Annotated in this window: 8 protein-coding genes; 4 read left to right on the top strand and 4 right to left on the bottom strand. The window is 45.9% G+C overall.

The genetic code is table 11. The features are described from left to right. Positions 1-9: 9 nt before the first annotated feature. Positions 10-762, bottom strand: coding sequence for a PEP-CTERM sorting domain-containing protein (locus H5336_RS18720; protein WP_185235993.1), 753 nt, complete (start codon positions 760-762; stop codon positions 10-12). Between the two features lie 654 nt (positions 763-1416). Here H5336_RS18720 and H5336_RS18725 point away from each other — a divergent pair. Next, the gene (locus tag H5336_RS18725; protein WP_185235994.1) at positions 1417-2331 is read left to right on the top strand and encodes a hypothetical protein; all 915 of its coding nucleotides are present in this window, start codon (positions 1417-1419) and stop codon (positions 2329-2331) included. 131 nt (positions 2332-2462) lie between these two features. Further along, entirely contained in the window at positions 2463-4040 is a 1578-nt protein-coding gene (locus tag H5336_RS18730; RefSeq protein WP_185235995.1) for a T6SS phospholipase effector Tle1-like catalytic domain-containing protein, read from the top strand. A gap of 19 nt (positions 4041-4059) precedes the next feature. On the opposite strand, the gene H5336_RS18735 is transcribed toward H5336_RS18730, so the two are convergent. After that, a complete protein-coding gene (locus H5336_RS18735; protein WP_185235996.1) occupies positions 4060-5070 on the bottom strand; it encodes a substrate-binding periplasmic protein in 1011 nt (336 codons plus the stop codon). A gap of 134 nt (positions 5071-5204) precedes the next feature. Further along, positions 5205-6026: a transporter substrate-binding domain-containing protein gene (locus H5336_RS18740; RefSeq protein ID WP_185235997.1), complete on the bottom strand. Its 822-nt coding sequence runs from the start codon at positions 6024-6026 to the stop codon at positions 5205-5207. Between the two features lie 192 nt (positions 6027-6218). Between H5336_RS18740 and H5336_RS18745 the strand changes: the two genes are divergently transcribed. Together H5336_RS18745 and H5336_RS18750 are read left to right on the top strand one after the other, a co-directional pair. Next, positions 6219-7895, top strand: coding sequence for a cation:proton antiporter domain-containing protein (locus tag H5336_RS18745; protein ID WP_185235998.1), 1677 nt, complete (start codon positions 6219-6221; stop codon positions 7893-7895). A 53-nt stretch (positions 7896-7948) separates the two neighbouring features. After that, positions 7949-11044 carry an error-prone DNA polymerase gene (locus H5336_RS18750; protein ID WP_185235999.1) on the top strand — a complete coding sequence of 1032 codons (3096 nt, stop codon included), beginning with the start codon at positions 7949-7951 and terminating at the stop codon, positions 11042-11044. Between the two features lie 324 nt (positions 11045-11368). Here the strand turns inward: H5336_RS18750 and H5336_RS18755 are convergent, their stop codons facing one another. Then, positions 11369-12016: a glutathione S-transferase family protein gene (locus tag H5336_RS18755; RefSeq protein ID WP_185236000.1), complete on the bottom strand. Its 648-nt coding sequence runs from the start codon at positions 12014-12016 to the stop codon at positions 11369-11371. Positions 12017-12047: the final 31 nt, after the last annotated feature.

The following is a 12047-nucleotide window of genomic DNA, read 5'->3' on the forward strand; positions in this document are numbered from 1 at the left end:
AGTATATAACTACTTACGAATACGTCTGCGAGAAAAACCAAGACCCAACAAACCCAACCCCAACAGCGCGAGAGAGCTTGACTCAGGTACATCAGCAATAACTTGGTCAGCAAAACCAAAACGCAGGTTATCGATAGCGAAACCAGCAGGCTCAGCACCAACCAAACTAAACTGCAGGCCAGCAATTTCATTACCCAGATCAGAAACCAGACCTAAGAACTCAATACCCAAACCTTCGTTAGCAACCGTACCAATGATGCTGCCATCACGCGCAAAAGCCGTAATAGCTGTACCACCAATAGCGTTGAAATAACCACCATCAAGGCCTACACCAGCAATATCTTCAGAGAAAATCATGGAGATAGCACCGTTGAAACGCGGAGTACCAGAAAGAACTGGGCTAGTTGGGTTAGCACCATCGGCAGTAATAAAGGACTGCGAAGCGCTAGGATCAAGGCTAAGGCCAGCGTCTGGTGTGCCAATAACACAACCGCTTAACTGGGCACCAGCGGGGCAATCACCGGCACCGCCCAAAGACTGACCATCAAACCAACCGCCGAAAGTCACGGTTACACCAGTAGGATCAGCGCCGTAATCGGCTGGAGTATAAACAGGGTTAACTGTTCCCATTGCAAATTCAGAAAAAGTGATGAGTCCAGCATCTGCAGTGAACGCATCATCAGCAACGCGGATAACAGCTGCATTAGCAACCGAAGCGGTGGTAGCAAGAGCAGCCAGTAATATGTAGCGTGCAAATTTCATGTGTAATCTCCGTTTTAAATTGAAATGTCCATGCACAAAGTCACGATAGTGCAACCCATGAGCATGCAACCATAAAAGCAAATATCGGGCCAACTAAATTTACCCTTATATTTCAACAGGTTACGAGAACAGCCCCCATAAAAGAGAAGTACATATGTAAAAATCTCCTACATACTGGCACGCCTATAACCATTTGACATTTAGATGAACGACTCCCAAAAAGCTGCTTGCAGGTAACCCCCTACAAATCGCGCCAACTCTAATCACAAAAAACATGTTAACTTTTTATGCACCAACACAACGGTGGGCCAAATAAACGTTAACTAAATAACGGTGAAGACCTCTCAAATAAAACACCTCGAGCAATTTAACGCGCTACCACTAGCCGCCAGTAACCACCGATCAATGAGGAAACTACTCTTTTCGACAAGCCGCAAAAAGCACGAGCAAAAAATGTAAAAAAATTTGACACGCCATGATCAAAATCAACTACAAACCACCTCATTCTCTGGAGTAAAAATACCGGCCTACCGAGAAGACTGAATGGCATCGATTAATACGGTTCTGCTGAATCATGCAGAAAAGCAATCGCCAGTGCAGTGAGCTATGCTTTAGAGCAATCAAAAAGCGTATTGCGACACTAGGGGTTAACCTATGAAAGTGCACATTCACCTATCTTCACTCAGGCTCCGCCAATACGTTGCACTAGCTCTATTTGCTTGGTTCCCTATACAAGGCAATACCGCAACAGAATGTGCTGCCGTCAGTTGTGACTGCACCTCATTGCCCTCCGCAACCTGGGTAGACATGTGTGAGAAGCAGGAAAACGCTCTGCAGAAACAATGTAAAAAAACCTCTCTAGACGAAACGGGTTACTGTTCCGTACACGGACCAGATGCCACACGCGTCACTTTGTCGCTCGATACGGAGAAAACCAGCAGGGAACAATCAAACATCATTAAACTCGTGGGATACAAATCTACTGCCGTACTTTGGTCCATCAACAAAGACTTGGCGTTTATTGCCCATAAAATCGACAATCACGCATTCGACGCTATCGAGTTGCGATTACGTTTATTGGAACAAAACACCGAACTTCACTTCAACACCCAGAAACAACTGGTGCAACTTCTCAACGAATCAAATAATACCTCGGAAGTAAAAAAGGCCTGGCGCAGTTATTCAATCGATATTGCAGGTATTGCCAGTCAACTTATAGTAGAAGGTAACCGCCTAAGGGCTTCTACCAAGGACACCGATAAAGCCAAGTCATTGGCTAATGCACTACTGAATTCTGCCGGGGGCCTTTACGAGCAGGTAGGCTATGCCTACGCGCAAGCCGCCAGCTTTAAAGAGTCAGCTCAAGCATGGAAGCAGGCAGCGACAATAGCAACTAACCTGCTAGAAATCGCCAAGCAGAATAAAAAGGCAGACGAAGCTGAATACTTTCGCTATCAGGCCGCCACACGCTTCCTTCGCGCCAGCCAAAACTGGGGGCAAAGCAAAGAAAAAGAACAAGCGCAAAATGCGCTTGAAAAATCCCAGCAATATATAACGACCAAAGAGTAGAGCCGTTACTCGCCACCCCCAAAGGGTAGAATACAAACCAAGACCGCTATACTGTTTACTTCAAACAGCCATGTACAGTCTCCTCGCTCCTGTGCATAATGCACAAAAAGAGACTCTGGGGAACAACAATAATGACAAGAAATATTGTTTTATGCGCAGATGGAACCGGAAGTAAAGGTGGCTATACCCCAGATAGCAATGTATACAAAACTTACCACGCTATCGATATCCACGATAACGACATCGAACAAATCACCTTCTACGACAATGGCGTAGGCTCATCATCCAATAAAATCTTACGTGCAATTGCGGGCGCATTTGGCTTTGGTTTTGAGCGCAATGTATGCGACCTCTACACCTTTCTCAGTAAAAACTACAATTCAGAGCAAGACAAAGTATACCTGTTTGGTTTCAGCCGTGGAGCGGCAACCGTTCGCGCTCTCAATGGTTTTATTTACGATTGCGGCCTGCTCGATGCACGCAATGAAACCAGCGATCGAAAACTCAAAGCTCAAGTTAAAAACCTTATAGGCGCCTATAAATCCCGAAAAGCCCAACTCAAGCGACAAGGCAAAACAACATCGCGCCCCATACCGTTAGCTGAAAGCATCAAAGGTATTTCACTCGAACGACGTGATATTAAAATCGAATTTATTGGTGCCTGGGATACCGTTGCAGCACTGGGAATGCCTAAAAAAACGGATGTCACAGGCCCCATCTCATGGCTGATTGACAATACACTCCAAGGCCTAGACAACCTGCTGAACCACTTTTTCCATTACCGGAACTATAAACTGCAGCTCACACCAAACGTAAAGCAGGCTTTTCAGGCCCTTTCTATAGATGATGCAAGAACATCTTTCTGGCCGCGTATTTGGAACGAGCTTGACGAAACAATAGTCCAGGCCAAGGTAACCGTAGAACAAGTATGGTTTACGGGCAGCCATACCGATGTAGGTGGTGGTTACAATCGCCGCGGTATAACCAATGTTCCCCTACTCTGGATATTGGAGAAGGCGACTCAAGCCGGGCTAAAACTGATAAATGGCTCACTGGATAGCATACGGGCGGCAGCAAATGCGCACGACATAATGCATGACTCACGTAGCGGGTTAGGCATGTTTTATCGATATCATCCAAGGGAAATTCACAGCCTTTGCCATAATGAAAAAAACCAAAAACCGATGATGGAACATATAAAAATACACGAGGCCGTGCTTAGTCGTATGCATTATCGAACGGCTGGTTATGCACCCATTTTGCTACCCAATACATTCGAGGTTGTCAACAATCAAGCTCAGCCACTGAAGCCTATCGATGTTTCCAGTAACAAGTCATGGCATACCTCTACACGCTCCATTCAATACTGCATCGAGCTACTTAAAGAGCTTTACATTCTTCAACTACTCATAGTTATAGCGATTGTCGGCTACGCCGAATACCTAAATCAGTATTGCACCGAACCAGCAGCCCTTTTAGATGGCTGGCGAGCTTGGATTGCAGAGGGGACCAAATGGCTACTACCCGACTTTTTCAACAAAGCTGTAGACCACTGGCTAACACATAGCGCGATATTTTTTACTAGCATTACGGTTATTACGGGCTGGATTGGGTTACAAATCACAACAAATGTACGAATGATAAAACACGCTGAAAACAAACGTCTTATTATTCGAGATGAATACCAATGCTCGCAAACCTCTAAATAGTTTCAAAAGATAAAAGCTGTTAACGTATTTCAATTAATACAGTATTAGGATCTTCAATAATACGCAGCTTTTTACTCATAAACTCTTCTAAAAGAGCTTTATAACGACCATCAGCAATTATAGATTCAAAACTCGAACCCAGACGATTGGCAAGTTTTTCTTGTTTCCGCCCCACAACTAAATAAGTGTAAAACGGGTAGTGAAGCATCAGCTTAGGCACTACGGCAAAATCATTCGTTAAACTATTAATGTCCTTTAACGTGCCGTCAACTTCGGTTATACCAAGGGGAACACAATCAAAACGTTTTCGCTTGAGCATTGGGAACAAGCTATGGAAGGTTTGCGCCTCAATAACTCTAACACCATTTTTCCGATAAAATCTATTATCAAGCCAGTTTTCCCCCTGCCCCACTTTAAATTTTTTCAGGTCTGCCAGCGAACGAATTCTCGAAAAATCATCCAATCGATCGCGGTGAACAATCAATTGTCGATAACCAAGAAAGCCATTCCAAATTGGATAAGGCACGCTAATAAATTGTGTTTTCTTTTCATGCTGTTGATCCCACTGAGGTACTAAAGCAAAATCAAAGCGGCCATCTTCAATACGCTTCAAGCCTTCAAATCGGGAATACTGAACGGAATGAACGTCGAGTTCATAGGGGCCAAAACGATTTTCACTTTCTGCAAGCAGTAGTTCTATCAGCTTGGTTTCATAGCCAAGGCGCGCAGGCGAACTACCCCCGGCCCAAAGCCTGTACTTGTCAGGTGCGCCTGCCTGCTCAGTAGCTAGCGTGTTTACGCCGCAGAGCAATAGCACTAAAAAGTTGAAATATTTGAATGCCATACGCTGGCACACCACTCTAAAATTCACCAAGACCAGGCGTGCTAAGAAGAACACACAAAGCCACGTTATTCTGATCAGCAATAGATATGCAGGTAAGGAAATGCTATTTATCAACTGGGCTAATAGACCAGTATAGTTACTTCGAGTAATTGACAAGGCGTCATATAACCAAAAAATTGGCCGCATCGCGCCCCACTTAAACTAAGTTATATACGACGCGCTAGATGGGCGGGAATAGTTGGGGAATGTTGCAAGATCGAATAATGTACTTGGAAATAATCTAAGCCTATCAACGCAGGCAAACAGAGCAAAGACGGCAACTAATTCAAATCGAGAATAACTACCCCTGGATGATCAAGCTTCTTGAGCTTATCTTGCATAAAATTTTCCAATAGCACTTTACGTTTACCATTGGCTTTTACTATTTCAAACCCAGCGGATAAGCGCTTCGCCAACTGTGGTTTATAAGCGCTAACCATTAGGTACGCTTCCAATGGGTATCGCAGAATCAAATTTGGCACGATCACAAAATCACCACCCTGGCTATTTTGCTCCTGCACAGTGGCATCCACTTCGTTAATACCCAGGGGTACACAGTCAAAACGGTTGTGCTTCAACATACTGAACAGAGCCGAAAAAGTTTTGGCTTCAACCAGTTTAACGCCGTTTCTGGCGTAAAACTGGTTATCTCGCCAGTTTTCTCCCTGCCCAATCTTAAATTGCCGCAGGGAAGCCAATGACTCCACGCCTTCAAATTCTGCCAAACGGTGCTTACGTACAACAATCTGCCGGTAACCCAAATAGCCGTTCCAGATCTTATGGGGAATACGCCTGATTTTCGTATTCTCCGGTATGGTGCCTTTACCGTCGGGCGCTATAACAAAATCAAATTTGCCTTTATCAATACGCTCATAAGACTCAAGATAACTGTGTTCCAACTGATGTACGTGTAACTCATACGGCCCGTACTGCGCTAGAGTTTCGTCGAGCAAAAGCCTAATTAAAGGAAGTTCGTAGCCCAACCTCGCGGGTGAATTAGATCCAGCCCACAGATGGTAAACAGCTGTCGGCGGTGTGTCCGCTGCACTACAAATAGACATGAGGCAGAAAGCCAGTATTGACAATATAATACGTAACATCATAACTGTCTGGTCTAGGGAACCTCTAATTTAGTCTGCGTAACCTATAGACAACTCTCGCGCGTAAAAGCTTGAGCTTCGGAGAAAACATTAACCCCACAAATCATAATTATAGTCGAATGAAAAAAGTGCCATACTTCTATTTGTAGAAGATGTCTTTTTCTCTGTATATTCGTATACAAGGAGCACCAGGGGATGCACTACCTGATCGACGCCATCGTTTTACTGGCTGCAGCGGTTATCACCGTTCCTGTATTCCAGGCACTTAGGCTGGGTGCCATTCCGGGCTTCCTACTCGCAGGGGTAGCACTGGGCCCTTCAGGCATCGGTTACTTTAGTAATTTTAACGACATACAACACCTCGCCGAGCTGGGTATTGTGTTTTTGCTGTTTGTCATTGGTATAGAAATTAGGCCTACGCACTTTTGGCAAATGCGACGCCATGTCTTTGGCCTTGGCATCTGCCAGTTGGCGCTTACTGCGCTGGTAATTACTTACTTAGTATATGAACTACTTAACGTCAGGCTCGGTATTGCATTGCTTATAGGAGCGGCACTCGCGCTCTCCTCTACAGCTTTTGTCTTGCAATTACTCACCGAGCATCGAGCACTCAACACCCAACACGGACGCCCAGCGGTGGCCGTGCTGTTATTGCAGGATATCGCGGTCGTACCGCTATTAGCCTATATCGCGATACTCAACCGGGGCGAATACAGTATCGCTGTGGATGTAATACTGGCGTTTGTAGAGTCTGTTGCCATTATTTTATTAGTTGTACTCCTCGCCCGCTATGTACTAAACCCCCTGTTAAGATTACTCGCGCGCTTCGCCTCCAACGATATTTTTACTGTTTTTGCGCTGCTACTGGTATTGGGCTTCGCAGGCCTATTCGAAAATGCCGGCTTCTCCATGGCCATGGGGGCATTTGTAGCCGGCCTGCTAATCGCCGACTCATCTTTCCGTCACCAAATTATTGCCGAAGTAGAACCCTTTCGTATGCTATTGCTCGGCTTGTTTTTTATCACCATGGGTATGTCCCTGAATATCGAGATGCTCTTCCTCTACCCAGGCGAACTCGCCGCCAGCCTGCTATGCCTAATTACGGTTAAGTTTTTCGTCCTATTACCCCTAGCACGAGCATTTAAAGTACCATCGCAAGCGGCCATTGCGCTCTCGCTGCAATTGGCCCAAAGCGGTGAGTTTGCACTTGTGCTATTTGGCACCGCCTATGCAGTAGGCATACTCGAAACCACGCTATTCCAACCCCTGCTGATACTTGTACTACTCAGCATGCTGATCACACCTGCGTTAGATGCCTGTGCCCGCCACATCATAGCGCGCACCAAAACCCCAATAACGGAGCCGCTAACAACACCGCAAAACGCGTCGCCGGGCATATTGATAGCCGGGTATGGGCGTATGGGGCACCGTATTGGCGAACTGCTTGAACGCTTAAACGTGCCCTATATCGCCATCGACAATAACGTCAGTATTGTCGAACAAGCCACGGCTCAAGGTAAGCCGGTTTATTTTGGTGAAGCACAAAAACCTGAAGTACTCAAAGCGGCTGGGGCAAGTAAAGCCCCATTGGCGATTGTTGCCATAGACAATTTAGAAGGCGCAGAACGGGTCGTCGCTTCCCTGCGTGTTGCCTTTCCTAAGCTGCCAATATTTGCCCGCGGTCACAACCGCTCCCGGTGTAAAGAACTGCGTAGCCAGGGTGCCAATATCACCGTTTCTGAAACCTTTGAAGCCAGCGCCGAAATAGCCCATGAAGCGCTGCTTAGCATAGGCGTCAACAAAGACCGTATCGAACGCACCATGGTGCAGTTTAAAAAAGACTATTACGCCGAAATTGGGCAAACGCGATAATAAAAAGCACAAGCATAGCCATAAACTGTTTATTTATACAGTATACTTAAGCTATGCTCTATGTCCCCATTAACACCCGCAGTAATTACAGTTTTCTTAAAGGTGCTTCACACCCTCAGGAGTTAATTGAACGCGCCGCTAAATTAGGTTTTAAGGCCATAGCCCTTACCGACGAATGCTCCCTTGCGGGCATCGTAAAAGCCCATATCACCGCCAAAGATACAGGCATCAAACTCATTGTTGGCAGCAGCTTTACCTTATCTAACGGTTGCCAACTCATCGCTATAGCGCCCCATCGCCAAGCCTATAGCGAACTCTCCGGGTTTATTACCCTCGCCCGCCGGCGTGCACAAAAAGGCGAATATGACGCTCATATGGAGGACTTACGCTTTCGTTTACAAACCTGTTTGATTATTTGGCTCCCCAATACCGATACCGGTACCCCTGAAATGACAGCAGAACTACACGGCGCATTTCGCCAACGTTTATGGATCGGGGTTTGCCATCAACTACACGGCGCAGAGCAAGTATTATTTGAGCGCTGGCAACAATTAAGCCAACAATATCAAACCCCGCTCGTCGCCTGCGACCCAATCGTTATGCACTGCGCCAGCCGTAAGCCGCTGCAGGATGTGCTCACCGCAATTCGTCATAACACCAGCATTTCGACACTGGGTACTCGCCTGCAAAGTAATGCCGAAGCCTGCCTTAAACCTCTAGACAGCTACTACGCACTCTATCCAGCCTCTCTCATTGAGCAAACTCAGGTTATTGCCGAACAGTGCACATTTTCCCTCGACGAATTACGCTATCAATACCCACAGGAGCTGGTACCTAAAGAGTTAACCCCCATCCAACATGTAAAAAACCTGGTCATAAAAGGTAAGAAACGCCGTTGGCCACAGGGTGTTCCTCAGTTCGTAGAAGATATTTTAAGAAAAGAGTTAGCTCTAATAGAAGAGCTTCATTACGAATATTATTTCCTAACCGTACACGACATTGTGCGTTATGCCCGTGAACAAAACATTCTCTGCCAGGGTCGTGGCTCTGCAGCCAATTCAGTTGTTTGTTACTGCCTTTTCATAACCGAAATTGCACCAGGACAAATTAATGTTTTATTTGAACGCTTTATCTCCAAAGAACGCAATGAACCACCGGATATCGATGTCGACTTTGAACACCAAAGACGCGAAGAGGTTATTCAATACATCTATCGAAAATACGGACGAGAACGCGCAGCCCTTGCCGCAACGGTTATCACCTACCGATCACGCAGCGCTATTCGTGACGTAGGTAAAGCACTAGGGTTGGAACCCGCATTGATTGACCACCTAGCAAAATCGTTAGCTTGGTGGGACAGGTCCGGCGATTTAATAGGCCGTATTGAAGCTGCCGGATTAAAACCACAGCAAAAAGTATTGCAGCATTTTTTCACTCTTGTAGAGCAAATACTCGGCTTTCCCCGCCACCTGTCACAACACGTTGGCGGCTTTGTGGTGACTCAGGGAAAAATCAGTGATTTAGTGCCCTTGGAAAATGCCAGCATGCCAGATCGCACCATTATTCAATGGGATAAATACGACCTGGAAGCCATGGGCCTGTTAAAAATCGATGTTCTAGCGCTGGGAATGTTGACCGCGTTAAGAAAAGCGCTGACCTATGTTCACGCCTACAATCCCAGCATAAAATCTCTGGCCGACATTCCGCGAGAGGACCCGGCGACCTACAACATGCTTTCCGCAGCCGACAGTATTGGGGTTTTTCAGGTGGAGTCGCGCGCGCAAATGTCTATGCTGCCCCGACTTCGGCCACAAAATTTTTACGACTTGGTGATTGAAATAGCCATCGTCCGCCCAGGCCCAATACAAGGTGATATGGTACACCCTTATTTACGCAGACGAGACGGTACGGAACCGGTGAAATACCAAAGCCCGGCGATAAAAGCAGTACTTGAGTCAACACTGGGTGTACCCATTTTTCAGGAGCAAGCTATTCGCCTTGCCATGGTGGCAGCAGGCTTTAGTGGTGGCGAAGCCGATAACCTTCGTCGGGCCATGACCAGCTGGGGGAAAAACGACAGTCTCCTACAGTTTGAAGAAAAATTTATTCAGGGTATGCTCAACAGAAACTATCCATTAGCATTTGCTCAACGATTGTTTGAACAAATAAAAGGTTTTGGCGGTTACGGCTTTCCAGAATCACACTCCGCCAGTTTTGCGCTTTTATGTTATGCCTCCTCTTGGCTTAAATGCCATCACCCTGCCGCCTTTTATTGCGCATTACTGAATAGCCAGCCCATGGGCTTTTATTCACCTTCGCAACTCATCCAAGATGCACGCAGGCACCATATACAAATATGGCCGGTAGACATCAATAAAAGCGAATACCAATGCAGTATCGAAGCTAGTGATATAACCGAGTTCCCCTGGGGCATTCGTTTAGGTTTCGTGCAGGTAAAAGCACTGGCAGAAGAAAAAGCTAAAAGCATAACCGCTAGCCGAAGAGATAAACCGTTTATAAGTATCGAAGAGCTTGCCCATAGAGCCACACTAACACGCGCTGACTTACAAAAACTAGCCGCCGCCGACGTTTTACGCAGCATTGCGGGCAATCGACATTTGGCCCTCTGGCATTCCGCTGGAGTTGAACCTCACTCGGAATTATTGTCGGATTCAAGCACTCAAGTACAAGAAAAATTGTTCACTGCACCCCCCAGTTTAGAAACGGACATCAGCGCCGATATACAAACCACCGGCTTAAGCTTACGTGTTCACCCCATGGCTATATTACGTGAAGAATACCCTTTTAATCACTGTAAGCGGCAAATACAATTGGCAAGCATAAGCAATGGCCGTTTTGTTCAGGTTGCTGGCTTAGTAACCGGTAGACAGCGGCCGGGCACCGCTAAAGGCACGGTATTTTTAACACTGGAAGACGAAACCGGCAACATCAATGTAATAGTGTGGAAAAACACTCAGGAACAATTCCGACAGGTATTACTTACCGCAAAACTCTTAGTTGTAAAAGGTAGGCTGGAAGCCAGCGAACCCAAAAAAGGCCATAGCGTTATTCACGTGGTAGCGGGTAAATTATTGGACTATTCTGAACGGCTAAGTAACGTTGAAATTTCATCGAGAGATTTTCACTAACGTTTTCATCAATGTGATTAAGCGCCGCCAAAATCGGCATAAACTCACAACCACAAAAACACCGAACAATAAGCGCATAAAATTGATCAGTGGTGTAAAGCCTTCATACTCAAAAATCGATTTTATCGCTTACTATTACCTCTATCACACAACTGATCAGCACAGAATGACTCAAGGGCAGTTCTATTAATTAATTTTATCCTCTGCGCGGTCTGGCAAGCGTTATCGCAAGCAGATCCAGACTGCAATAAAGTTTTCTAGACCACGCCCTTAGGCGCCAAAGACAATTATTAGAAGTGCCCTAAACGAAAAAAACGTCGCCTGTCAGCCAATATTCGGCTCACCCAATACACCTTTTGCATAATACTGCTGACGATGAAATAGGGTATACACCATTAAATTGTCGTAATGCGTAATGATATTGAAGGGCGCAGGCAATTGCTCAAGATAATCGAGCATGGGTATTAGCACAGCATCACAGTAGCTAAAACGTCCATCCGCGACAAAGTGCTCATCGTAAATCAGTGATGAAAGCCAGCGCATAACCTCGTGCGCGACAGGCAGCCTTTTGTTAATTTCGTCAAATCTTATAGTTTTATCCGGCCCTTTGGGGAAAGCAAACTCAAGTACTAGGTCTGCCATAATGGCTTGGTGTACATAAAGTGAAAACATTTCCGCCGTAGCCAGCACCTGCGAACGTAGCTTTATATCTTCAGGAAAAAAACTTGGCCCTGGTTTCGACTCGAGGTAGTGCGCAATCGCCGGCGTTTCCGGCAAAATAAAATCACCTTCCATTAAAACCGGAATCTTTCTGAAGGGGTGCAACTTTCCGTGCTCCTCTCCAAAAGGGGTTACATTTTCACCAAAAGGGGAAAGTGTGGTCTCATGCATCACGCCCTTAAACTGGCAAAGTAAGCGTATTACACGCAAAAAGTACGAGAAATCTGGCCCATACAATGTAATTGTCGACATACGTGTCTTCCTTCTGTTTTAAATGGAAGCA

Origin of the sequence: Teredinibacter franksiae, from assembly GCF_014218805.1 — a bacterium.
Classification (GTDB): domain Bacteria; phylum Pseudomonadota; class Gammaproteobacteria; order Pseudomonadales; family Cellvibrionaceae; genus Teredinibacter; species Teredinibacter franksiae.